We start from the raw sequence: 25,094 nt of genomic DNA on the forward strand, positions 1-25,094 counted from the left end.
TACTTATTTTGCTCCTTTCTTGCTGTTATAACTACTATGCATTAGTTGCAAATTCATTTTTGCATTAATTTTCTGAAATTCTTCTTCCAGCTCATCAAAATGAATTCTATTTCTAAAAGACTCATCATTTGCAATTATAGTAGATAATAGACGTACTGAATCTCTATCTAAATTTCCTCCTTTCAATCGTTTTCTAAATTCATCTGTGATAAGTGATAGTTGAGGAAAATCGTTTTTATCTAAAGACTCTAATAAGAGACTAATAGGCTCAATGTGATCGATAACAATTTCTCTAAGTTTACCTGATTTTACAACTAGAGTTACTAAATTATCAACTTCTGTTTTAGCAGAAACCTTTTCCTTATTTATAAAGACCTGTCCATTACTATACTCAATTTCTAAGTCTTTTAAATCTTTGACTTTTTTAGCAGTAGTCCCTACAAAATAGATAATGTTATCTATTTGATGATTAAGTATTTTGTCAAAAGTTTTCTCGTGTCCTGTTTTATAAAAGTATTGTTTTATAAAACGAATAGGGAAAATAAGATGACCATTGTTATTATAGCGGTCTTGTGAAATTAGCCTACGAAATAGAGTGTCTCTAACAAAAGTAGAAGAGTAGTGTATGTAAGCACTATTGGTATTATATATTTTTTTCTCTTCTTCTACATCTTTTTTAATGTCATTTAAAGAAATAGTTGCAACTGAAACTTCATCAGAAAGGCAGATTTTCTCTTCAATAAAATCAAGGTACTTCATAAACCCTGCACGGTAATGATTCTTAGAAGTAACTTCTATAATCTCAAAAAGTTCTTCTCCTATTTCTCTTAACTCATCAAGAGCATCTAGACTTTTTGCTTTATAGATATTCTCTACTAGCTCAAAAAGTTTATGCCTAAATTGTTTATCCGCATTATTTACATAATTAATGTAACTATCAATGCTATTTACTCCATTTTTTGGCAAGAATTCTCTAAATTCTTTCTGTTTAAAAAAGGTATTATTCATACATTTGTGATGTTTTAGTTTAACGCCCCAAAAGTACTAACTATTTTTCTTGCTACCAAATATAAAATGTTAAAATTTGGGACGTTAGGATAATTTTTTTACTGTTCATTCACTAAATGAAAATAAATAGTCTTTCTATTTCTACAAAGAGTATATTGCAAACTTTCTCAAAGTGCGGAACTTCGTAAAGCCGAATACTCTTTCCACTCTTAAAAGAAGCTGTCTAAAAAGTTCTATTTGTGTGGGCGTTTGCAGCACATACCCAGCTATCGCTGGCTTTCTTACATAACATACTACAAAAGCTGTTGATAATTAGAGTAATCAATTTTGCCAAAGGTCGTAGCACGACGAGCAATTAAAACTTTGGCAAAGTGTAGCGACGCAAAAGTGATTTTGAGATTTTTTGGACAGCACCTTTTTTAGTGTTGTTTGAGAAAATAATTCTACTTTTTAGTTACTTTTTGAAACCACTCTTCAAGATATGTACGGTTTCTATCATACAATTGACTACATAAGAAATACTCATTCCCTCCTAATTTAAACGTTTGGGTATAGTATCTTCTATAGTTATTAACAAAAGCCTCACTTCCGTCTTTATACTTTACTAATAAAGGAAAGTTAATTTTAAAAATCGAGTTTGAGTAATCTTTAGAACAAAGATTACTAATTTCTTCAGCTGAAAGACGTTGCTCAGCTTCTAACTTTTCGAAAATCTCGATAATGCGTGCGCCTACTCCAATTTCAGTAATTTTAGAATATTCCATAGGTATATTTACTTTTACAGATTTTTCAATGACTTTTTCAACAAAAATATTAGCAAGTTTTAAACTCCTTATAAAGAATTCTGATTCATCACTAATGTTTTCAATCTTATTGATTACTTTTTGAAATATCTTATCATTGAAATCTTCATCTGTAAATAGTTTGAAGTTATATTCAAAGCCTAATAATGAAAATTCTACAAAAATCTGTTCTATTACCTCTCGTAATTTAACTGTATGTGTATTCATAGTTTTTGGAGTTGCAAAAATAATCTCAACTTTATTTTTAATTCCAAAATATCTATAAACACTTAAAGCATTTCTGATAAGTTTTTGTTTTAATTTGAGAATATTAGCTTCTAAGCCTCCTGAATAGTTTAAACCATTTTCATGAAAAGCAATTTCTACAGCGAAGATTTTATTAAAAGAAAGATTTAAATCTTCATTTAATTTTAGAGAAACTCCTAAACAATCAACTTCTCCTTGAGAGAAAAATTGTTCATAAGTTTTTCCGCTCAATACTTTAAACTTCTTGTCTAAATATTTTAACAGTCTTTCTATTTCTTTATCAGAGATAGTTTCCCAAGACTTTGAGGGTTTCCAGTTTTTCTGAACTACTTGGCAATTGTTGATGTGTTTTAGCCAAGATTCAATCAAAGATTCGTCAGCATTTAACATATTTAATTTTGTTTTTTTTATTAACGCCCTAAAAGTACTAATTATTTTCCTTGTTGCCAAATATAAAATGTTAGAATTTAGGGGGTTAGGGTGATTTTTTTATTGTTTATTCAACAACTTTTCTATTTCTAAAAAAGAGTGTATTGCAAAGTTTTCCTAATTTTATTATTAAGAGTTTAAGAACGCTTTCTAACTACCTACTGCTGACTGTTGGCGGCTTCTAAGAAACTTCTTGTTAATCAGCTCAAAATTAACTTGCGACAATAGGATTTCTATTTCCGAAAGCAGTGCTATAGGTGTAAGCTGCCAAGCAAAAATTACTTCATTAAATAGCTTCTGTACTAATAGTTCTTTTTCTTCTAAGTTAGAAGATGTTTGCTCTATTTTCCGCAATTCCTTTACAATAAGGCTCAACTGCGGATAGGTAGCATTAGGCAAAGTGTCTAACAGCGGGCACACCGTTTTCTCTGGAGTGACGGCTATTGGGTTGAGTATATCATAGCTATCTTCTACAATAAAAGGTACTAAACTATCTCCTATAGTGTGAGTGTATAAGGGTTCACCATCAATAAGTATCTGTTTGCTTTCTTTAAGTATTTCAAAATGTGTTATACTACCTAATTTCTTAGGTGTTTCTCCTGCAAAATAGGTGATATTGTTCATAACTCTGCCGAGCATTTCATTAAATAGTTTCGTTTGTGATAGCCGAGAAAAATACCCTCTAATTATATTTAGTGGAAGGATTATTGCTCCATCTGTACTACATAGCTGGCTTCTCATTACCAAGGGGGTATGCAAGGTCTTTTTAAGATCTTTTAAAGTCTTTCGTTCTAAAAGAGTATTACTCCTATTTTCTAATATCTGTGCTATTTGTTTTTGTAAGGTTTCAGCTTTCTCTGAAAGCAATTCCTCTGGTGGTATTTTTATTTTTCCTTCTCTAAATTGTATGATATTGTCAAAAACCTCTTCTTCAAAGAAGGGCAACAGAAGTGAAGTGCGTTCATAGCCTACCTCTCGATTATCGTGAACCCAAAGCAAATTGCTAAATAGCAAACGATAATCAAGCAGCTGTTTTACAGTTATGCTTTTCCTCTCAAATACTTCTGAGATACCCACAAGGTAAATACCCTGTGCTTGGCTATCTTTCAAAGCATTTAAAAGTAGAAAATGTTTCTCGAAAAGCGTATCAGCTTCATTGATAAAGACTACTATATAAGGTGAAGAAAGAGCATTTTCTGTGCGTTTTTGGTTTTCATCTACTAAGGATTGCAAAATTTCTTCAGTATCAGTAGCGGTGCTGAACGCATAAGGTGCCATTACTTGCAACATCGCAGGTGGGCAATCGTCTTCTTTTCCTATCCACACTATTTTGAGCGTTTCTGGACTGTGTTTGTAAAGCAAGGATAGCAATACAAGCTGTTGTAATTTGCGCTGATAGGTAGGGTCATCGGCTTGAATAGCCAAATGCACTTCAGTCGTTAAATCAATCAAATGAAGATCTTTTTCGTTCATTCCTAAAGCAATAGGTAAAGGCATTGCTGACTGTTTGAACTGCTTAGAACTGAATATTTCACTCAGATATACGAAATGAGTAGTTTTATTAGGGATAGCTATCTGTACGAAACGTGAAGTTACCTCTTCGCCTACAAAATTGTAATGAGGCAATACATAACCTTTCGGGAAGGCTTTTTGTACTTTTTCAAAATCATCTTCACTGAAATAGGGCTTCATCTTTATTGAAAAGACAGTTTTTCTTCTGTCTATTTTTGGGTGTAAAGAGCTTTTAAAAGGTATCTCAATAGCTTTGAGAGTCTCTTTGATATAACTCTCTTGTTGCGCTACTTCGCGCTCTAAAAGTGCACGCATCGTTACTTTAGACTTACTGAGCAGCGCTACAGGTAACTGCAAGGATAGTGTATCTTTTTTCATTTGTTAGAAACTTTTAGTTTGATGCGGCAAAGGTAAAGGGGGAGGTGTATCATTTCGTGATACAGTATAAAAAACTTTGCTAAGAGTCCTAAAACTCTTAGCAAAGTCTAATTTCTATTTTCTAATTCCTAACTCCTACTTCTTGTACAATTCTAAAAACTCGCGGACAGTTTCAAAGTCGTCAAAATGGTGTTTTACGCCTTTAATTTCTTGGTAAGTTTCGTGTCCCTTACCGGCGATGAGGATGATATCGCCTTTTTGGGCGTTCTTACAAACGGATTGTATTGCCTGACGGCGGTCGGTGATGGTTTGTACTTTGTGGAAGTGTTGTGGCTGTACCCCTTGTTCCATTTCGGCAAGAATCGTCTCAGGTTCTTCGTTGCGAGGATTGTCGGAAGTGAGGATGACATTATCGCTGAGGGTTGTAGCGATATCAGCCATTATAGGGCGTTTGCCTTTGTCGCGATTGCCCCCACAACCCACTACAGTAGTGAGTGTCTCGTTGTGAGTGCGTATATCGTTGATGGTTTTTAGAACGTTTTCAAGGGCATCGGGGGTATGAGCGTAATCTACGATGGTAATCACTCCCGTAGCCGATACAGCGTACTGGAAACGCCCAGCCACGGGTTCTATAGCACTGATGAGTGTAAGCGCCTCAAGTTCGTCAATACCTAAAAGTGTAGCTGCTGCATATACCGCCAAAAGGTTGTAGGCATTGAACTCCCCTATGAGTTTTGTCCATACCTCGTGCTGATTGATGCGCAACAGCAAGCCGTCAAATCTGCTCTCAATGATATATGCTTTATAATCTGAATAGGTTTTGAGAGCGTAAGTTTTCTTTTGGGCTTTGGTGTTTTGTAGCATAAAAGCCCCATTTTTATCATCGTTGTTTACTAAGGCAAAAGCGGTAGCAGGCAACGCATCAAAGAAACGCTTTTTCACATCGCGATAGGCAGCGAAGGTTTTGTGATAGTCGAGGTGATCACGGGTGAGGTTAGTGAAAATACCACCTGCAAACTGTAGCCCTTCGGTGCGATGCTGGTCGATACCGTGCGAACTGACTTCCATAAAGCAGTATTTCACCCCTTGTTCTACCATTAAATGCAGATAATGATTTAGTTGAAGAGGGTCGGGGGTGGTGTGGGTAGCTTCAAAACGCTGGTCGTCTACGTATACTGCTACGGTAGAGAGCAAACCTGCTTTTTGTCCTGCTTTTCTAAACAATTGGTAGAGAAGCGTTGCAATAGTAGTCTTTCCGTTAGTGCCTGTAACACCTACTAAGGTAAGTTTTTCGGAAGGATTGCCATAGAAGTTAGCCGCGATAAGAGCTAAGGCACTATGGGTATTAGGTACAATGATATAGCTCACATCAGGGAAGAGCAATTGGGGTAATTGCTCACAGACGATAGCGGTTGCCCCATTGCGAGTGGCTTGGTCTATATATTCGTGTCCGTTAGATTGAGTGCCAGAAATAGCAACAAACATACTTCCTTTTTCCACCTTGCGAGAATCAAAGCAAACAGAAGTAATAGGTTTGTCTTCTTCATAAAGAGAAGCCTTTATAGAGATGTTTTTAAGTAATGTGTTTAAATTAGTCATTAGTTATTAGTCAATTTGTTAATTATAAGGAGCATAGCCAGGGTATTGGGCTTTCATTTCGTTGATAAATTCGTCCCAGCCGTATTTTAAGTATTTCTTATTGGGAATAAACTCTCCTGCCCCTATATCTAAATCACCTGAACAAGGTACGCGATAATATGCCCAACTTACTTGCTGTGTTTTCTGTGTTTGTTTGCTTGTCCACGTTCCAATAAAAGCATTGTTGAAATAAGGGTCAGCTCCTTCATAGAAATCGTTATACTCTAAATTTCCTTTGTTAGAAATAGCCCAACAAAGTAATACTTTCCCCTTAAAAATACCAGTTGCAGGAAGGTTTTCATATTCATCAAAAAGAAAGTTACCTTCAGCAATTCCTTCTTCCTTAAAGTTGGTTTCTTCAGAATTTACGAGTGTTTTTAGTGTGTTTATAATAATAGTTCCTCTAAACTTACGGGTGTTTTTAGCTACACGTGTCCAGCCTTCTACTTGGTATAATGATGGTTGTGTATTATCTTTTTTAATACTTGTAAACTGAACTACCAATCGCTTTTTGTGAGTGCCAATCGCACCTAAAAAATCAGTTTCTTTATATAAAAGAACAGGAGTAAAATCCATTTTAGCAATAGAGAGATTGCAAGGTTTTACTTTAGTATAAAGACTTGTTATTGTTTGCTCTAAATCTTTGTAAGAGCAAGGTTGCGCTACAGCTAATGAGGTGATGAAAACGAATGTTGTGATAAAGAATATTTTCATTTTATCATTTTAAGAGTTCAAGAGGCTGTTCAAAAAGTTTTTCTTTGGGGGCGTTTGCAAAACGCCCTTACACAACGTACTCTAAAAGTGATTGATTATCAGAGTAATCAACTTTGCCAAAGTCTGAAACTTTGGCAAAGTGTAGAGACGCAATCATTTGCTAATTGACAAATTGACTAATTAGTTAATTCTCCACACTGTAAAACTACTATGGTATTGCGCGCTACTTTGGCACCTTTGGCAACCGATTGGCTACTTACTTTGCCTTCGCCCGAGAATTTCACTCGTAAGCCCATATTTTCGAGTAAAGCAATAGCATCCATTACATTCATACCTGTAAGATCGGGCATTACTGTTTTGTATTTTGCAGCCTTAGCATAGTAATCTTCATAGTTTTTAGTAGTTTTTCCCGATACATTTTCCACATCTTCTACGGTGTCCATCAACAGTGAATTAGTATAGATTTTATGAGCTATACTTTTGAATACAGGTCCCGATACATCGGCACCGTAAATCCCCACACTGCGGTCGGGTTCGTGAATGACTACTATACACGAGTATTTTGGGTTATCTACTGGGAAAAATCCTGCAAACGAGGATATATAACTCAGTTTGCTTGCATCCGCATTGGCGTAGTTTTTACGAGCAGTTCCTGTTTTGCCTGCCATCGAAAAATCGGGGGAATAAAGTCGGTGTCCTGATCCATACGAACGTCTCACTACATCGGCGAGCATTCCCTTAGCTTTATCGGCAGTTTGTTTAGAGCAAATTTTTCCGTTGATAATCTCTACATTAAACTTTTCTATTGCTTTGTTCCATTCTTTTACTTCCTTGATCATTCGGGGTTTTACCATCACTCCCCCATTGGCAATAGCGTTGTAGAAAGCCAAGCTCTGCAAAGGGGTAATTTTTACGGCATAACCTATGGCCATAGATTCGAGGGTCACCCCACTCCATAGCTTGTCGCGTGGTGTAGGAATAAAAGGAGCTCCTTCACCTAAGATGGGTAAGCCTAACTGCTGATTGAGATTCATTTTTAGCAATTGAGTGGTAAAATCTGAAGGGGTTTTCGCAAATAGTGAGTGTACTAACTCAGTCATCCCCACGTTTGAGGATACCGAAAAGGCTTTGTTTAAGCTAATGCGCCCCGTGAAATGGTGTTGTGAATCTTGAAAAGTCTTATCGTAGTACTGTTGTTTTCCGTCTTTTATATCCACTACATAAGTGGTATCGATATTGCGGGTTTCCATAGCAGCGACAACTGTCATCAATTTGAATACCGACCCAGGTTCGTGAGCTTCGCCTATAGCAAAGTTATAACGCTCGGCATAGGTGTCGTTTTTTTTGTTTAACTCAAGATTGGAAATAGCTTTTATCTCGCCTGTACTCACTTCCATTACAATCACGCAACCGTGCTGAGCTTTGTATTTCTTAAGCTGGGTAAGTAAGGCGTGGTGTGCAATATCTTGTATGTTGATATTGATAGTAGAGACTACATCATAACCATCTTTAGGTTCTATAATATCAAACCCACTGGCGAGTTTCCACTGTCCTTTGGCGATTTTCTGTTCTAAGCGTCGTCCTTTAGTACCCAAAAGGTAATTGGCATAAGCACCTTCAAGCCCTACACGGGTAGTGTAACCAGTTTCATCGGTACGCGCATAACCAATACTGCGGTGAGCAATCCCCCCTAACGGATATTCGCGTTTGATGTTTTTCTCTATAATGATTCCCCCTTTGTAGGGGCCTTTGTCAAACAGTGGAAATTTTTTGATACGTGCGTATTCACTATAGCCTAAATTACTTGCGATAAGTAAGTATCTGTTCTTTAAATTGCGTTCTTTTTTAAGTAGATTCAAATAGTAGTTACTTGGACGACCAAACATCTTTGAAAGGGAATCACTTAGCGATTTTACATATTTGTTAAAATTAGCTTTAGAAGGGGCTATCCCGTCCCAACGAATATCATAACGAGTTACCGAGGTAGCCAATAGACTCCCATCATCGGAATACAAATTGCCTTGACTGGGGATAATATCAGCCTCACGCAAAGTAGTTTCGTCTACTTTGGCGCGATATTCATCACCTTCTATTTGTATTTTGATGAGTTTTACGGCTATTATTATAATCATCAGCAGGATTACCAATGCTACAAAGTAAGTGCGTGCAGTTATTTTTTTGTCGCTTTTTTCCAATGCTTTACCTCCTTATTGTTTTGTTATTCTTCTACAATTACTTTAATTTTTTGTGGTGGTTTCTCAGGCTGCTTGAGTCCTTTAGATTCTAATTGTTCTAACAGCGACGACTCTAATCGCACCTTCTGTAAGCGCGAACGCACATCTACAAACTGACTTTTGAGTTCATTCACCTCTTCATTCAGTTTAGCAATTTGGTGTACTTTGGCATCTACCCGCTGTGAACTGGTAATCATTATGATAATCAGCACAAACAGAAAGCCAACAAACATCCAGCTTTTAAAAGCGTCTTTGCCTACAAAAAACTTTCCGCGTAGTATATTTTTAATTTCGTCGGTAGCTCTTCCCATTTTTTTTAGTTAAAAGTTAAGAATTAAGAGTTTATGCGTTCAGCAATGCGAAGTTTAGCACTGCGAGCTCGGTTATTCATTGCAATCTCACTATCGGTAGTAGTGATAAGTCCGCCTACTTTTTTAAACGGAACTGACACATTGCCAAACCAATCTTTTTCGGGAGTGCCTTCTAATTGTCCGTCGCGTATAAAGCGTTTCACGGCACGGTCTTCAAGCGAGTGATAGCTGATGAGACTGATGCGCCCCCCAGGTTTCACCACATCGGGTAGTTGTAACAAAAACGATTCTAAAGCCTCCATTTCACCATTCACCTCTATGCGTATTGCCTGATAGATTTGCGCCAACACTTTGTTTTCCTTGAACTTGGGTAAAAAACTCTTTACAGCCTCTTGTAACTCACTGCCTAATTGAATAGGCTTCTGTGCTCTATAATTGATAATCGCCCGAGCGATAGCTTTGGCGTTTTTCAGCTCACCATAACTGAAAAACAATCGACTTAAATCTTCTTCATCATATTCATTTACAATTTCTTTAGCCGAAACCGTTGCATTTTGGTTCATACGCATATCTAAAGTACCTTCAAAACGAGTAGAAAAACCGCGTTCGGCAACATCAAATTGATGAGAAGAAACCCCAAAATCACCTAAAACCCCGTCTACTTGTGTGACACCGTAGAAACGCAAGTATTGTCGCAAATATTTGAAATTCTGCTGAATGAGTGTAAAACGATCATCGGCTATAGCATTGGCAGCTGCATCAACATCTTGGTCGAAAGCAAAAAGTCGCCCCTCATTGCCTAAATGTTTAAGGATTTCACGCGAATGACCACCACCGCCAAAAGTGACATCTACATAAGTGCCATTGGGCTTAATTGCCAAACCTTCAACACTTTGTTGCAACAAAACGGGAATGTGATAAGAGGAATTATCGTTCATATTACAAAATGTTCTAAAACAGAGGGCAAAGGTACAAATAATTAGCGAATTAGCAATATTTTGTTCGTTTCAGTTTCTTTTTGTAATTTTGTCATTACAAAATAAAAATCAATAAGAAATGTCAGGAAATTTAGCTGACTACTAAACACTAATTCTATGTTAAAAGATATTTTAAACTTTCGTAGGGCGGTACGCTATTATGCGCCTACGCCCATCAGTGAGGAAAAGGTGCGTGAATGCCTTCAGCTCGCTACATTAGCACCTACTAGTTCGAATATGCAACTGTATGAGCTGTACCATATTACCAATAAAGAGTTACTTAAAAAGCTCGCTCACGCCTGTCTCGACCAGCGTACGGCTGTCACCGCACAACAGATGGTGGTTTTTGTTACCCGTCAAGACAAGCACCGCGCGCACGCTAAGATGATTTTGGATTTTGAACGCGGTAATGTACAGCGCAACAGTCCGCTCGAAAGGCAAACCAAACGCATTAAAGACAAAGAGGCATATTACGGCAAACTGATGCCCTTTGTGTACAGTCGTTTTTTTGGCTTGTTAGGCGGTTTCCGTAAATTGTTTGGGGTGGTTACCAGTTGGTTTCGCCCTATGATGCAACAACTTTCCGAAGGCGATATTCGCGTGAGTGTACACAAAAGCTGTGGACTTGTAGCGCAAACTTTTATGCTGGCAATGGCAGAGGAAGGGTACGATACTTGTCCGTTAGAGGGTTACGACAGCCGTCGTATTAAGAGACTGTTACATTTATCTTGCGGGGCTGAGGTGAGTATGGTCATTACTTGTGGAATTCGTGAAGAGCGCGGTATCTGGGGCGAAAGGTTTAGATTGCCGTTTGAGGAAGTTTATAGAAATAATTAGCAAATGGGAAAATTAGTAAATATGAAAATTAGCACTTTAATTCTTAGTTTTTTACTTACCTTTCATTGGGCAAATGCTAAAACAGAACCTGTAACTATTCAAGGTTCTGTAGGAACACTTCACGGAGTGGTTACGACCCCTGATACTGTGAAAAAATCTCAGAAAATCCCTACTGTGATTATCTTTCACGCACTGACCAGCAATAAAGACAAAAAGTTATATGCTACTTTGGCGGATAGCTTAGCCGCACACGGTATTGCCTCAGTACGCTTTGACTTTAACGCACACGGGGAAAGTGAAGGAGATTTTAAGAAAATGTCGTTAGATAATGAGTTAGAAGATGCACGGCGTATAATGGCATTTACTAAAAGACTCTCTTTCGTAGGTAAGATAGGCTTGATAGGACACTCGCAAGGAGGGGCTATAGCGATGCTTTTGAGTGCAGAATTAGGAAAGAAAAACGTTAAAGCATTGGGCTTGTTAGCACCTGCTTCTACAATTCACGACATACTATCACAAGGGGTACTGTTCGATGCCACTTTCGACCCATTGAATGTACCTGAGGAGCTTTCTTTTTTTGGAGGAAAAGTAACTGTGGGGAAAGACTATATTCTCTCAGCACAACGCTGTAAACTTATTCAGAAAGCGAGTACCTACAAAGGTCAGGTGCTGGTCATTCACGGCACAGGGGATCGGATGATATCTTATACCTATAGCGAGAATTTGCCTTTTTTCTACAAGCATTGTAAGGTAAGTCTTATAGAAAGAGGGGACCATTTGTTTACTGCCAAAGAAGCGCAAACAGCAAAGATAATGACACAATTTATGCTGAAAAACTTGAGATAATGAGTTGATTTTGCTAATTGGCAAATTATTCGTATCTTTGCACTTTAACTAACAACCTTAATAAAAATGTATCCAATAAAATTTAAACCAATCCTTAAAGAACGTCTTTGGGGAGGCACTAAACTAAAAACATTATTCAACAAACCTATTGAAAGTGATATTACAGGCGAAAGCTGGGAAGTATCAGGAGTACCAGGCGATATCTCTGTAGTAGCCAATGGAGCTCTTGAAGGTAAAAGTCTCCAAGAACTCATTGATTTATACCCTAATGAACTATTAGGCAAACACGTACACCAGCGTTTTGGTCGTGATTTTCCTATCCTTATTAAGTTTATAGATGCACGTGAAGACCTCTCTATACAAGTGCACCCTAATGATCAATTGGCAAAAGAACGCCACAACTCTTTTGGTAAAACCGAAATGTGGTATGTGCTTCACGCCGATGCAGGAGCTGAACTTATCGTAGGCTTCAACAAAACAGTAACCAAAGAGGAGTATCAACAGCATCTTGATAATGGTACACTCACCGATATTCTCAACTACGAAAAAGTGAAAGATGGCGATACTTTTTTTATCAACACGGGCAAAGTGCACGCCATAGGTAAGGGAATTATCATTGCCGAAATACAACAAACCAGTGATATCACCTACCGCGTGTACGACTTCAACCGTCGCGATAAAAATGGCAACTTGCGCGAACTCCACACTGAACTCGCTCTCGATGCAATCGACTATGAGAAGAAAGACGACTTTAAAGTGCAGTACTCTCAAAATGCTAATGAGGTGAACAAAGTGGTGAATTGCCCTTATTTTATTACTAATTTATTGCCACTTACAGCTGGTTTTGAGAAGTTGCTTGCTCAAGATGATTCTTTCCATATCTATATGTGCGTAAAAGGTGAAGGTGTCATCGGTGATGGCACTACCGAATTGCCTATCAAACAAGGTGAAACCATGCTTTTCCCTGCTTCTTGCCACAAATTAGAGGTAAAGACCAAAGGGATGGATTTATTAGAAGTGTTTATCTAAAACTAAAAATATGTTATATCGTTCAAGAATTAAGGGATTAGGATTTTACGTCCCTGACAATGTAGTTACTAACGACGACTTATCCAAACTAATGGATACCAGTGATGAATGGATTCAAGAGCGCACTGGTATCAAAGAGCGTCGTCACGCCCTAAAAGGCAGTGATACCACTACCTCAATGGGGGTAAAAGCGAGCTTAAAAGCTATTGAAGTTGCTAAAATCAATAAAGAAGAAATAGACTTTATTGTGTTTGCAACCCTCAGTCCCGACTTTTATTTCCCAGGTTGCGGGGTATTAGTACAAAAAGAATTGGGCTTGCCTAACGTAGGGGCTCTCGATATTCGCAACCAATGTTCGGGCTTTCTTTACGCGCTCTCTGTAGCCGACCAGTATATCAAAACGGGGATGTACAAAAATATTCTTGTGATAGGTGCTGAAACCCAATCACCTGCACTGGATATGACCACTCGCGGTCGCAATATGGCAGTGCTCTTTGGTGATGGTGCTGGGGCTGCTATCGTTTCTCGCTCCGATGACCCCGAACGCGGTATTCTCTCTACTCACTTGCACAGTCAAGGTGAGCACGCCGAGCAATTGGCAATGATAGCACCTGGGGTAGGTACCAAATGGGTGCCTCAAATATTGGCTGAAAACGACCCTGATGATGTGAGTTATTACCCTAATATGAACGGTCAGTTTGTATTTAAAAATGCTGTAGTGCGCTTTGCCGAAGTGATTGAAGAAGGTCTAAAAGCTAACGGACTTTCTCGCGAAGATATCAATATGCTGATTCCTCACCAAGCTAATTTGCGTATCTCACAATTTGTACAACATCAATTCAAACTCACTGATGAGCAGGTGTTTAACAATATAATGAAATATGGTAACACTACCGCCGCTTCTGTGCCTATTGCTCTTACCGAAGCAGTTCAACAAGGCAAAATCAAGGACGGCGACCTCGTAGTACTTGCTGCTTTTGGTAGTGGTTTCACTTGGGCAAGTGCCATTATAAGATGGTAGCCACAGCGTGGCAGACAATAAAAAAGCTGTTGAACATTACAATTTGTTCAACAGCTTTTTTTATCTCCTAACTTCTAATTTCTAACTCCTAATCTCTAATACAATAGGGCAATGGTCGCTGTGTTTTGCCTCAGGAAGAATAAGCGCACGTTCCATTCGGTTTTCTAAAGGTGCTGATACTAAGTGATAGTCAATCCGCCAACCTTTGTTGTTGTTGCGAGCATTGGCGCGATAGCTCCACCACGAGTACTGATGTGGCTCTTTGTGGAAATAACGGAAACTGTCAATAAAACCACTCTTCATAAACTTGTCTAACCACTCGCGCTCTACGGGCAAAAAGCCTGATACAGTAGCGTTGCGCACGGGGTCGTGTATATCGATTGCCTCGTGACAGATGTTGTAATCACCACAGATAACGAGGTTAGGCACTGTTTCTTTGAGTTTATCAATATACTTTTGAAAGTCAGCCATAAAAGTGAGTTTGAAATCCAAACGATCGGGGTTCGTACCTGAGGGCAAATAGAGACTCATTACTGAGAGTGTCTCAAAATCAGCACGAAGTACCCGTCCTTCCTTGTCCATATAATCAATTCCTGTGCCTACTTCCACGTGCTTAGGTTCGATTTTAGAGAGGATAGCCACACCGCTATAACCTTTCTTTTCGGCACTGTGGTAATATTGATAAGTATACCCTAATTCAGTAAATACTTCTGTAGGTATCTGGTCTTCAAAGGCTTTTATCTCTTGCAGACATAATACATCGGGGTTAGCATTTTTCAGCCAATCGGCAAAGCCTTTAGTAAGGGCTGCCCTTATACCGTTTACATTGTAACTGATAATCTTCATTAGTAGCCACTTCCTTTCTCTCCTTTTAAGATAGCAATTCCGTTAGAAGTACCTATACGCTCTACACCAAGGTTTACGTATTGCATAGCTGTTTCATAGTCGCGTATACCTCCAGAGGCTTTCACTTTAGCCTTATGTTGCACACATTCTTTCATCAGTTTTACATCGGCGAGTGTTGCGCCCCCCGTACCAAAGCCTGTAGAAGTTTTTACAAAATCGGCTTTAGCATCAAGGGCTAAACGGCAAGCCAAGCGTTTTTCTTCATCAGTAAGGTAACAAGTTTCGAGGATGACTTTCAGCACGCGGTTTTCACCTACACAGCGTTTAAGAGCGATAATTTCGTCCAATACTTGATTGGTTTTCCCTGATTTAAGCCAACCTACATTCAGCACCATATCAATTTCATCAGCACCATCAGCAAGGGCTTCACCTGTTTCAAAATATTTGGCTTTAGCCGACATTGCTCCTAAGGGGAAGCCTACTACACTACATACCTTGATGTCAGTACCTGTTAAGAATTTTTTAGCGGTTGCTACATAGCCACTATTCACACATACCGAATAAAAATCGTACTCCACAGCCTCTTTACAAAGAGTTTCAATCTCGCTAATGGTAGCTGTAGCTTTTAGAAGCGTGTGGTCAATGAGTTTGTTTAATTCCATAGTTTTTTTAGTTAAGAGGTAAGAAGTAAGAGGTAAGAGATAAGTACGATACTAATTTCTAACTTCTAACTCCTAATTCCTATTTTAATATATTCTCGTTGATTGTAATTTTCTTTAAATATTATAGATATATACAGATAGTTGTTTTTGCTAAAGAATATTGCTTCTTTTTCACTGTAATCAATTGTCCAATATTGAGGGCTAACAGTAATAAGTTCTTTTAAAGTGAATGATTTCGCTTGTTTTACTTTATAAAACATTAAAAATGTTCCCAAAACATCTCTATATGTCCCTATTACATAGTTTCTATCAGGTGATAAGAGCGGTTCGCCTTCCATTTTAGTCTGATTACCTGTTTGTTTATCAATAAAAAGAATTTCTTGAGCTCTATAAACTGTATATCTCACTAGATATTGATTTAAATCAGGTATTTCACCTAAATAATCATATCTTTCAGCATCTCCAAACTCCTCTGATGCTTCTGTATCTTCAAATGTAACAGTTTTATTTTTACAAGGAAGCTCAATCACACCATCTTGTTTTTCAATTCTTAAATTGTCGTTAGTGAGAAAATAATAGCGATGTTTCAATGCTTGTAGGTATTCCTGCTTCGAAACCTTTTCTATAGTAAAATATTTCCCCAAAGCCTTAGTATCAGAAGTGTCTCCCATTGTTTCTAAAAGCTCCTTTTCTGTAGGTTTATCCTCTTTAGCAGAATTTTCTGTTTGTATTTGAGGTTCTTCAGTAGGAGCAACACTTTCCCCTGCCTGCTGTTGCCCTTGAAAGAGGTTACAACCAGCTAATAATAGTGTTAAAATAAAAGAGATAAAGTATTTCATAGATTAGTTATAATGCTATTTACTAATTTCTAATTTCTAATTCCTATCTTGATATACATTCGCTGTTTGTTAGGATTATTATGCTCATCAAAAAAGTTTGGGATAACATTCATCGGGGCGTATAAGAAACCATTTTTACTAAAAAAGATGGGTTCTTTATCAAAATCATAGGTTGCCCACCATTTTATGTCTTCATTTACTAAAGTTTCAATCACAAATGGTTTTATGCTTTTTATGCGATACAAAGAAATCGTTCCCACTAAATCTTCATAAGCTCTCCCTATTGTAATGATATACTTCTTATCGGGAGAGAGAAAGGGAAAACGCTCAAAATCAGTTTGCTTACCAGTGGTTTTATCTATAAAAATATAAGCATAAAAATCTTCAGAATCTTCAAAAACTAAATATTGATTGAGAACATGAACATTCCCTACATAAGCATAGGTTGTAGAAAAAGGATCTTCAACGCTATCAGACTGGTCTTTTAGATAAACTGTTTTATGCTCACAAGGGAAGGTAAGTTTGCCATTCTTTTTTACAATTGCAAGGGTGTCTTCTATGAGGAAATCTATCTTATTTTTAAGAGCTTCTTGATATTCTTCATAAGAAATTTGATCTATACTCAGGTATTTAGTGATACGATCGTTAGAATTTCCGTTAATATCTACGTTTTTTGTAAGATCATCCCTTGTGATTTTAGTTTTCAGAGTATTCCAATCACCTACATCTTTCTTTTTTATATAATCTCCTCTGTCAGTTTTGTAAAACTCATTTCCTTCTGCACTTATTTTTATTTTCTCGCCGAAAAGATAATAATCTTCCCGTTCTTCCTTATCAATGACATACAACTCCTTCTGCACTGGCACAAACACTTCTTCTTGTTGTTGTTTTTCCTCTACTGCAACACTTTCCTCTGCCAGCTGTTGCCTTTGAAAAAGGTTACAGCCAGCTAATAATAGTATTAAAATAAAAAAGATAAAGTATTTCATAGATTAGTTATAATGCTATTTACTGATTTCTAATTCCTATCTTGATATACTTTCGTTGGTCATTAAGTTTAACATCTTTCTTTCCTTTCCAAAAAAGCCCTTCAACATTAAAAGAAGCGTAAATATTTCCATTACTGCTAAAAAACAAAGGTGTTTCTTTTGTGTGATAAGGCATCCAATAATTAATTTCTGTTTGAGCTACCATTTCAATAAGGGGAATACTATCTTTTTGGACATTGTACAAAGATATTTTTGTGTAATTCATATATGTGGGGTTCGTTGTACAAAATAAATACTTGAAATCAGGAGAAAGAAAAGGCTCTTGCCCTAATTTCATTGTTTCTTTAGTATCTTTCTCTATCAAAATAAAAAATCCATATGCTACATCTCCTTGGTATGTTATGTAGGCAAGATAACGTTGTAAAGGTGCTATCCACCATACTTTTTCACAATTACTCCATTCTATATTTTCTTTCTCTACTTCATAAGCTTGATGATTGATGTAAAGTACTCCCTCTTTGTAAGTGAAATTTTTTATTGGAGTTCTGAAATCTACTCTATTTTTCAATTCTTTTTGGTACTCTTGCTTTGATATGAGTGAAATAGTAAAATAATCAGATAGATTTTTTCCTTCTTTAGATATATCAAATTCATTTTCATCTTCTTCTAACTCCTGAACTGCTTCTAAAATCTCTTTTGTAAGTGGGATTTCGTTATATGTACCCATATTTTCTTTCAGTAAATAACAATCCGTAGGTGATTTTATCTTATAGAAATGCTTCGACTCAGCTTCTAATTCTACAAGCTCTCCTAACTCACACTTTAAGTTAAGTTTAGCCGTTGTATCAGGGGCAGAATATATTTCAGTTGTAGGATTTATCACATACAACTCCTTCTGCTCTGGCACAAACGTTTCTTCCTGCTTTTCCTCTACCGCAACACTTTCCCCTGCTGGTTGTTTTCCTTGAAAGAGATTACAGCCAGCTAATAATAGTGTTAAAATAAAAGAGATAAAGTATTTCATAGATTAGTTATAATACTATTTACTAATTTCTAATTCCTATCTTGATATACTTTCGCGAAGGATTGTACTTCGTATAATTTATATAAAAGCACGTTTCTTTATTGATAGAAACATAAAGATTTCCTTCCTTATCCCAAAATATATCTTTTCCTTTATCATCATAAGGTGTCCAGTATGAGAGTACAATATCCAATTTCTTCTCTACTTTAAAAGGTGAAAGGCTTTTTATTTCATAAAGAATTATAAAACCTGACATATCCATTCCCTCTATTAAGCAAATGATATGTTTTTTATCAGGTGAAGCATAAGGAAAACCATCTATTTCTATTTGTTTCCCCGTTATTTTATCTATTAAGATATATCTTATCCACCCCAAAGTTGATAGTGAAACCACATATTGCCCTAATGATTCTATATACCCTTCATATTCATATATTTTAGAATCATCTTGCTCTTCCTCCAATTCATCTTTGAATTTTACAATCTTATTTTTACAATTAAAAACAAGCGTTTGATTGATTTTAGAGTGCAAAAGGGTATCTTTTTTCAATAAATCAATTCCATTTTCTTGTTCTTTCAAATATTCTTCCTTACCAATAGGTGTTACTGATAAGAATTGTGAGAAATCTGTATGATCTTTTTCTCCCTCTCCATTGATAAAAATGTTATCACATCGTTCCAAAGATTCCTTTGTAAACTCTATTTCTTCACATTTCCCTATATCTTTCTTGAGAAAAAAGAACGTTTTTTCCTCATCTTCTATTCTATAAAAATGCTCTGACTCTCCCGTTATTCTCTGCCAATTCCCAAAATATCCTTCTGCTTCTTCTGTAGGAGAATTTATATCAGGAATTCTATACAAAGGTGCCTTATAATTGATTACATAGCCTTCTTTTTTTATAGGCACAAAAGTTTCTCCCTCTTGTTGTATCTGTAAAGCCTCTTCCTGCTTTTCCTCTACCGCAATACTTTCCCCTGCTGGTTGTTTTCCTTGAAAGAGGTTACAACCAGTAGATAATAATACCAAAAAGAATATGATAAAGTGTTTCATTAGTTGTTATTTGTAACTCGTCATTCGTAACTCGTCATTCGTAACTCGTCATTCGTAACTCGTCATTCGTAACTCGTCATTCGTAACTCGTAACTCGTCATTATTTCACCAGTTTCATTTCGTTTAACAGATAGCCTGCTCCAGCGTATTTATCTATAATGAAAAGCACATAGCGTATATCTACCATTATGTTGCGACATATTTTAGGATCGTAGTGTATATCACTCATTGTGCCTTCCCATACGCGGTCGAAATTGAGCCCAATGAGGTTGCCCTGCGCATCAATAGCAGGACTTCCTGAGTTTCCTCCTGTGGTGTGATTGGTCGCTATAAAGCACACGGGCATTTTGCCATTAACGCCATAAATACCGTAGTCCTTTTTCTCATAGAGTTCACGCAATTTAGCAGGTACATCAAACTCGTAATCGTTCGGTACATATTTTTCCATTACCCCGTCTAAATAGGTCATATAATCATAAGTTACAGCATCTAAAGGTGAATAGCCTGCTACCTTGCCATAAGTAACGCGCAAGGTGCTATTAGCATCGGGGAAGATGCGGTCTTGAGGTTTAGAAAACTCTAAAATAGCTTTCATATAGGTGCGTTGTAGTGCTGTAATTTCATCATCTAAGTTTTGATAAGTAGGCATTACAGTTTCGTAGAAATGAGAGATGATTTGCTCTACAAATTGCACTCCCACATCGTTTTTGAGACGTTTTTCAAAAGCGTCATCGGGGAGGTTGAGTACTTTATCCATTTCGGCTTTAGAGGCTAAAAACGATTCTTTATAGAGTTTATCAGCCAAAGCGTGTGCGTCAAATTGCTGAAGATTAGGAGATAGCAAGGCTTTAGGCATTGTTTTAGCATAATAGCTAATCGCTTGTTCAAACACAGCTTTATCTACATTGAGGTCGTAGTTTTTAAATACAGTTTCAAAGTTGTTTAAAAGGTTTTTCTTTCGGTCAGCAAACGATTGAGAGCCTTTTTCACGCAGCGCATTGCGGAGTTGGAGTATTTTATAACCATTAGCAATCAGGTCGATATTGCGCATAGCGAGTTCCGAGTAGAGACCAGCTGCTAAAGCGTAATCTTGAATTTGAGTGTATTTTTCGGCAAATTGAGGTAGAATATGTCCATATTCAGCATTTTTACCGCGTTTTTCAACTTCTTTTATGAATTTTTGTTCTTGAGCACGCTTGATAGCCACAGCGTTCGATTTTTTCAAACCTTGAGTTTCGCCTATCCATTTTTTCCAATAGTTGGCAACACTGGCATATTTAGAGGCATATTTTATTTTAATTTCGGGATTGGAGCGCATAAATGCGTCTTGTGTTTTAAGTACCACATCGCGAATGGCTATTTTAGCAGGGTTGAGTACATTTACAATTTGCTCTACAGCAACTGCTGGGAGGTATTCTTCAGTGCGACCAGGATAACCAAAAACCATTGTAAAATCACCCGCTTTCACTCCTTTGAGCGAGATAGGAAAGAAGTATTTAGGGCGATAGGGTACATTGTCTTTGGAGTACTCGGCAGGACGATTGTTCTTATCAGCGTAGACACGGAAGAGAGAAAAATCACCCGTATGGCGAGGCCACACCCAATTATCGGTATCTGAACCGAATTTGCCAATAGCTGAAGGGGGAGCGCCTACCAAACGTACATCTTTAAAGGTTTCAACTACAAAAAGGATATATTGGTTACCCTCATAGAATGCACGAATGCGGTTTTCTTGCCAACTTTCTTTAGGTGAGTTTTGTACCAAAGAGGCTATATTGCGTTCAATTTGGGCATTGCGAAGAGTTTCATCTTTGAGGTTTTGTGTATCAGCGAGTACTTTTTTAGTTACATCTTCAATACGAACGATAAAAGTAACTTCTAAATTCTTGTTAGGCAACTCATCTGATAGATTTTTAGCCCAAAAACCATTAGTGAGATAGTCATTTTGTACTGAAGAATGCGCTTGTATTTGTCCGTAACCACAATGGTGATTGGTGAGCAAGAGCCCTTGATTAGAAATCATTTCAGCAGTACACCCTCCATTGAAGTGGGGCACAGCATCTTTCAAACTCGATTTGTTGATGTTATAAATATCGCTTACCGACATTTTCATTCCTAAGGATTTCATTTCCTTGGCATTCATACCTTCAAGAAGAGAAGGAATCCACATACCACCTTGCTGAGCTGTTAAGGTAAGAGGTAAGAGATAAGAGATAAGAAGTAGTAGAATGAGGTTAATTTTTCTCATAGTGTTGATTTAATTAAAGTGCAAATGTAGGGAATATTTTTCTAATAAATAACTAATTGACAAATTATTTGTACTTTTGCCGATTGAACACTACACGTATTATTTTTTAATTGTCAATCGTTAATCAAAAAAATATGATTTGGGAAAAATTACTTCCGTTGAATAAATATGGCGATACAACACCACGACCTCGCCTCAAAGAGGACGAAACGCGCCTTAGCTTTGATATGGACTACGATCGTGTGGTCTTCTCAAGTGCTTTTCGCAGTTTGCAGGACAAAACACAAGTAATTCCGCTTTCTAAAACAGGTTTTGTGCATACTCGCCTCACTCACAGTATAGAGGTGTCGGTGGTAGGACGTAGTTTAGGGCGTGCCGTAGGGAAACATTTGCTCACCAAATACCCTCATTTGCGCGAATTAGGCTATCAAACTAATGATTTTGGGGCTATTATTGCAGCGGCAGCCGTAGCTCACGATATTGGCAACCCACCTTTTGGGCATAGTGGCGAAAAGGCAATAGGCGAGTTCTTTCAGTTTAAAAAAGGAACAGCCATCAAGCACTTGCTTACCGATGCCGAGTATGCCGATTTGTGTAATTTCGAGGGGAATGCCAATGGTTTTAGGATTCTCAACGAAACGCGCTTAGGAGTAGAGGGTGGTTTGCGCCTTACGTATGCTACCTTGGGAGCTTTTACTAAATATCCTAAAGAATCATTGCCTATACGCCCTACTAATAGAATAGCTGATAAAAAGTATGGATTCTTTCAAGGCGATAAAGTTTTCTTCAAAGAAGTAGCAGATATTTTAGGACTCAAATCAAATAGTGAAGCTGGTGAATTGCGTTATGCGCGCCATCCGTTGGCTTTCTTGGTAGAGGCTGCCGATGATATTTGCTATACTATTATCGATTTTGAAGATGGTATCAACTTGGGGCTCATCAGCGAAGAAGTAGCTTTAGAATACTTGGGAGCAATTATTGATAATCGTATCAACACTCAAAAATACAGCAAGTTGCAAACAAAAGAAGAGCGCATTGCCTATTTACGTGCGGTCTCCATCGGGGCATTAGTGCAAGATGCTACCGATATTTTCTTACAAAACGAAGAGACTATCCTCGCTGGCAATTTTCATCAATCCTTATTATACAATAGTAAATACCGTCACCAAATCACCGATGTAATCGATTGCAGTGTAGAACACATCTATCAATCGGATGAAGTAGTAGAGAAAGAAGTATCGGGTTATGTGATTTTACAGCATCTATTAGACATCTTTTTTACAGCAATTATCAATCGTGAGAATGGACGAGAAACCTCATTTGATAAACTTTTGCTCAAAAAACTACCTGAAAAATACCGCAAAGAGGGGTCGATATACGACAAAGTGATGGGTATTACCTGCTATGTAGCAAGCCTTACCGATAGCAATGCACTCGAATTGCACTTAAAAACTGCCAGTCGCACCTCAAATATGTGATAATACAAAACGTTCATTATCAGTAATATTTGAAAAAAGTTTTAAAAAAAATAAAAAAAAGTCTTCAAAAAATTTGCAGGTATTGAAAATAGTTGTACTTTTGCAACCGCAATGAAGAAATGAATTGCACAATTTATTGATAAATGGTCTGGTAGTTCAGCTGGTTAGAATACATGCCTGTCACGCATGGGGTCGCGGGTTCGAGTCCCGTCCAGACCGCTTCATAAGATTTAGTTGTGTTGTTTTGTGTAAATATTTTTACACGGGTTTATAGTAAACCAATGAAAGCTTTCCTTTCTCCAAGGAGAGCTTTTCTTATTTTAACATCAATACATCAAAAATTAGAAAATTAGAAAATTGAAAAACAGCAGTGCGGATCGCACCAAATTATAATATGATCAAGCTCATTGTTTCCGACATAGATGGTACTTTGGTGAATAACCAAAAGGAAATCCCTAATAGTTTTTGGGAAGTGTTCAAAACTATTGAACAGAAAGGTATTCTTTTTTGTGCAGCAAGTGGCAGACAGTTGCAGAGTTTGCACGAACTCTTTGCACCTATCAAAGAGCGCATTGCTTATGCTCCCGATAATGGCGCATCGCTCATCTATCAGGGAAAAACGCTTTTTGAGCGACCTATCGCTTTTACTTCTTTCTTTCCTATCTTGCGCACTTGTAACGAAATTCAGCAAATAGGCGTAGCCCTTTGCGGCAAGAAGAGTGCTTATATAAAAACCGATGATGAGTGGATTTTTGATGAGATTGCTCGTCATTATCCTGCTCATACTCGTGTAACCGATTTTGTAGCTATCGATGACGAAATTTTTAAAATAACCGTCTGTGACAGAGGTATTTCTCGCCTCAATTCCTTTCAGTATCTTAAAAAATATGCTAATGAGTTTAATGTAGTGGTATCGGGTGAGATATGGCTGGATATCACGGGTAAAGATGTGAATAAAGGGGATGCTATTGCGCACTTGCAATCACAACTGAACATCACTCCTGATGAAACTGTAGTATTTGGCGACCATTTAAACGATGTAGAGCTCATTCAGCGCGCTACTTATAGTTATGCAATGCTCAATGCGCAAGAGGAACTCAAAGCGCTTGCTAACTATGTAACTGAATATGACAACAATCACGCAGGTGTAGTGCGTACCCTCGAAAAATTATTGCAATCATAAACCTAAAAATATATTACAATGGACCACAATAAAACAATTTTCACCGAAACCTATAAAGTGCGTAGCACTCAAGTGAATTTAAACAATCAGTTAGGACTATATGGACTATTAGGAATGCTCCAAGATATAGCTGCCGAGCACGCTGCTTATTTAGGATTCGGTTACAAACAATTAGTGCAAAAAGGCTTCTTCTGGGCACTAATTCAGCAAAAACTCAAAATGAACTACTGGCCTCAGTGGAATGAGCGTATCACTGTGAAAACTTGGTCGTTACCGGTGCAAGGAGTCTATGCTTTCCGCGAGTTTGAACTCTATTACAACGACCAAAAAATAGGCGAATGTGCTAGCACTTGGATTACAATGGACATAGCCACCCGCCGCCCTATAGAACTTACTGAACAACAAGAAATTTTCCACTCGCGTACCGATGGAGGTCTTAATTTTCGCACTGAACGCATTGCGTTACCTGATGATATGCAACAAGTTAATCAATTCAAGGTACGTGTGAGTGACCTCGATATGAATGCTCACGTGAACAATGTGAAATACACTCAGTGGGCATTGGATATGATGACTGAACGCAACCACCGTGAGTTTACAATCAAAGAGTACGATATCAACTTCCTTTCCGAAACTTTTATGGGCGATGAGATGCAAGGCTTTAAGAGCAAAGGTAGGTATTTAGATGATGCTCATAATTTAGTAGAACTTTATCACTATGCTCAAAAAGTAGGAGCTTCTAAACCTGCTTTTATCTCACATTGGATAGCTGAAAGAATTTAACAAAAAAC

The 25,094-nt window shown here is 37.5% G+C and carries 22 protein-coding genes and 1 tRNA gene; 8 read left to right on the top strand and 15 right to left on the bottom strand.

The window, feature by feature from the left end:
• Nucleotides 1-3: 3 nt before the first annotated feature.
• The 8 genes from CBG49_RS12115 to rsmH form a co-directional block, all read right to left on the bottom strand.
• Nucleotides 4-1,008 (bottom strand): hypothetical protein, encoded by a 1,005-nt coding sequence (locus tag CBG49_RS12115; RefSeq protein WP_088594664.1) that lies wholly within the window; start codon nucleotides 1,006-1,008, stop codon nucleotides 4-6.
• A gap of 443 nt (nucleotides 1,009-1,451) precedes the next feature.
• Nucleotides 1,452-2,447 (bottom strand): hypothetical protein, encoded by a 996-nt coding sequence (locus tag CBG49_RS12120; protein ID WP_088594665.1) that lies wholly within the window; start codon nucleotides 2,445-2,447, stop codon nucleotides 1,452-1,454.
• Between the two features lie 189 nt (nucleotides 2,448-2,636).
• A complete protein-coding gene (locus CBG49_RS12125; RefSeq protein ID WP_088594666.1) occupies nucleotides 2,637-4,376 on the bottom strand; it encodes a hypothetical protein in 1,740 nt (579 codons plus the stop codon).
• Between the two features lie 135 nt (nucleotides 4,377-4,511).
• On the bottom strand, nucleotides 4,512-5,975 hold the full coding sequence (locus tag CBG49_RS12130) for a UDP-N-acetylmuramoyl-L-alanyl-D-glutamate--2,6-diaminopimelate ligase (RefSeq protein ID WP_088594667.1): 1,464 nt from the start codon (nucleotides 5,973-5,975) through the stop codon (nucleotides 4,512-4,514).
• Nucleotides 5,976-5,993: 18 nt separating this feature from the next.
• Nucleotides 5,994-6,728 carry a hypothetical protein gene (locus CBG49_RS12135; RefSeq protein ID WP_088594668.1) on the bottom strand — a complete coding sequence of 245 codons (735 nt, stop codon included), beginning with the start codon at nucleotides 6,726-6,728 and terminating at the stop codon, nucleotides 5,994-5,996.
• 176 nt (nucleotides 6,729-6,904) lie between these two features.
• Nucleotides 6,905-8,923 carry a penicillin-binding protein gene (locus tag CBG49_RS12140; RefSeq protein ID WP_088594669.1) on the bottom strand — a complete coding sequence of 673 codons (2,019 nt, stop codon included), beginning with the start codon at nucleotides 8,921-8,923 and terminating at the stop codon, nucleotides 6,905-6,907.
• Between the two features lie 23 nt (nucleotides 8,924-8,946).
• The gene (locus tag CBG49_RS12145) at nucleotides 8,947-9,273 is read right to left on the bottom strand and encodes an FtsL-like putative cell division protein (protein ID WP_009412953.1); all 327 of its coding nucleotides are present in this window, start codon (nucleotides 9,271-9,273) and stop codon (nucleotides 8,947-8,949) included.
• A gap of 23 nt (nucleotides 9,274-9,296) precedes the next feature.
• The gene (gene rsmH / locus CBG49_RS12150; protein WP_088594670.1) at nucleotides 9,297-10,211 is read right to left on the bottom strand and encodes a 16S rRNA (cytosine(1402)-N(4))-methyltransferase RsmH; all 915 of its coding nucleotides are present in this window, start codon (nucleotides 10,209-10,211) and stop codon (nucleotides 9,297-9,299) included.
• Between the two features lie 156 nt (nucleotides 10,212-10,367).
• Here rsmH and CBG49_RS12155 point away from each other — a divergent pair, with 156 nt between their 5' ends.
• The 4 genes from CBG49_RS12155 (at nucleotide 10,368) to CBG49_RS12170 (ending at nucleotide 13,983) form a co-directional block, all read left to right on the top strand.
• Complete coding sequence (locus tag CBG49_RS12155; RefSeq protein WP_088594671.1) at nucleotides 10,368-11,087, top strand: nitroreductase family protein; 720 nt, start codon at nucleotides 10,368-10,370, stop codon at nucleotides 11,085-11,087.
• Nucleotides 11,088-11,108: 21 nt separating this feature from the next.
• Entirely contained in the window at nucleotides 11,109-11,933 is an 825-nt protein-coding gene (locus CBG49_RS12160; RefSeq protein WP_088595326.1) for an alpha/beta hydrolase, read from the top strand.
• A 66-nt stretch (nucleotides 11,934-11,999) separates the two neighbouring features.
• Nucleotides 12,000-12,962, top strand: coding sequence for a type I phosphomannose isomerase catalytic subunit (locus CBG49_RS12165; RefSeq protein ID WP_088594672.1), 963 nt, complete (start codon nucleotides 12,000-12,002; stop codon nucleotides 12,960-12,962).
• A gap of 10 nt (nucleotides 12,963-12,972) precedes the next feature.
• Nucleotides 12,973-13,983 carry a 3-oxoacyl-ACP synthase III family protein gene (locus CBG49_RS12170; protein ID WP_088594673.1) on the top strand — a complete coding sequence of 337 codons (1,011 nt, stop codon included), beginning with the start codon at nucleotides 12,973-12,975 and terminating at the stop codon, nucleotides 13,981-13,983.
• A gap of 81 nt (nucleotides 13,984-14,064) precedes the next feature.
• Here CBG49_RS12170 and CBG49_RS12175 read toward each other — a convergent pair whose 3' ends face one another.
• The 7 genes from CBG49_RS12175 to CBG49_RS12205 form a co-directional block, all read right to left on the bottom strand.
• Nucleotides 14,065-14,829, bottom strand: coding sequence for an exodeoxyribonuclease III (locus CBG49_RS12175; protein ID WP_088594674.1), 765 nt, complete (start codon nucleotides 14,827-14,829; stop codon nucleotides 14,065-14,067).
• Nucleotides 14,829-15,491, bottom strand: coding sequence for a deoxyribose-phosphate aldolase (gene deoC / locus CBG49_RS12180; RefSeq protein ID WP_088594675.1), 663 nt, complete (start codon nucleotides 15,489-15,491; stop codon nucleotides 14,829-14,831). The genes CBG49_RS12175 and deoC overlap by 1 nt, the downstream gene beginning before the upstream one ends.
• 65 nt (nucleotides 15,492-15,556) lie before the next feature.
• Nucleotides 15,557-16,330 carry a YdgH/BhsA/McbA family protein gene (locus CBG49_RS12185; protein ID WP_227002891.1) on the bottom strand — a complete coding sequence of 258 codons (774 nt, stop codon included), beginning with the start codon at nucleotides 16,328-16,330 and terminating at the stop codon, nucleotides 15,557-15,559.
• A 29-nt stretch (nucleotides 16,331-16,359) separates the two neighbouring features.
• Nucleotides 16,360-17,319, bottom strand: coding sequence for a hypothetical protein (locus CBG49_RS12190; RefSeq protein WP_088594676.1), 960 nt, complete (start codon nucleotides 17,317-17,319; stop codon nucleotides 16,360-16,362).
• A gap of 19 nt (nucleotides 17,320-17,338) precedes the next feature.
• Nucleotides 17,339-18,343: a YdgH/BhsA/McbA family protein gene (locus CBG49_RS12195; protein WP_088594677.1), complete on the bottom strand. Its 1,005-nt coding sequence runs from the start codon at nucleotides 18,341-18,343 to the stop codon at nucleotides 17,339-17,341.
• A gap of 22 nt (nucleotides 18,344-18,365) precedes the next feature.
• A complete protein-coding gene (locus CBG49_RS12200; protein ID WP_227002892.1) occupies nucleotides 18,366-19,394 on the bottom strand; it encodes a hypothetical protein in 1,029 nt (342 codons plus the stop codon).
• Between the two features lie 100 nt (nucleotides 19,395-19,494).
• On the bottom strand, nucleotides 19,495-21,642 hold the full coding sequence (locus CBG49_RS12205; RefSeq protein WP_088594678.1) for a S46 family peptidase: 2,148 nt from the start codon (nucleotides 21,640-21,642) through the stop codon (nucleotides 19,495-19,497).
• A 134-nt stretch (nucleotides 21,643-21,776) separates the two neighbouring features.
• Between CBG49_RS12205 and dgt the strand changes: the two genes are divergently transcribed.
• The 4 genes from dgt (at nucleotide 21,777) to CBG49_RS12225 (ending at nucleotide 25,086) form a co-directional block, all read left to right on the top strand.
• Entirely contained in the window at nucleotides 21,777-23,120 is a 1,344-nt protein-coding gene (gene dgt, locus CBG49_RS12210; protein ID WP_088594679.1) for a dGTP triphosphohydrolase, read from the top strand.
• A 145-nt stretch (nucleotides 23,121-23,265) separates the two neighbouring features.
• A tRNA-Asp gene (locus CBG49_RS12215) sits at nucleotides 23,266-23,339 on the top strand.
• A gap of 175 nt (nucleotides 23,340-23,514) precedes the next feature.
• Nucleotides 23,515-24,303 (top strand): Cof-type HAD-IIB family hydrolase, encoded by a 789-nt coding sequence (locus CBG49_RS12220; protein ID WP_088594680.1) that lies wholly within the window; start codon nucleotides 23,515-23,517, stop codon nucleotides 24,301-24,303.
• Nucleotides 24,304-24,321: 18 nt separating this feature from the next.
• Nucleotides 24,322-25,086: an acyl-[acyl-carrier-protein] thioesterase gene (locus CBG49_RS12225; protein WP_088594681.1), complete on the top strand. Its 765-nt coding sequence runs from the start codon at nucleotides 24,322-24,324 to the stop codon at nucleotides 25,084-25,086.
• Nucleotides 25,087-25,094: the final 8 nt, after the last annotated feature.

It is taken from the genome of Capnocytophaga endodontalis (genome assembly GCF_002209445.1).
Classification (GTDB): domain Bacteria; phylum Bacteroidota; class Bacteroidia; order Flavobacteriales; family Flavobacteriaceae; genus Capnocytophaga; species Capnocytophaga periodontitidis.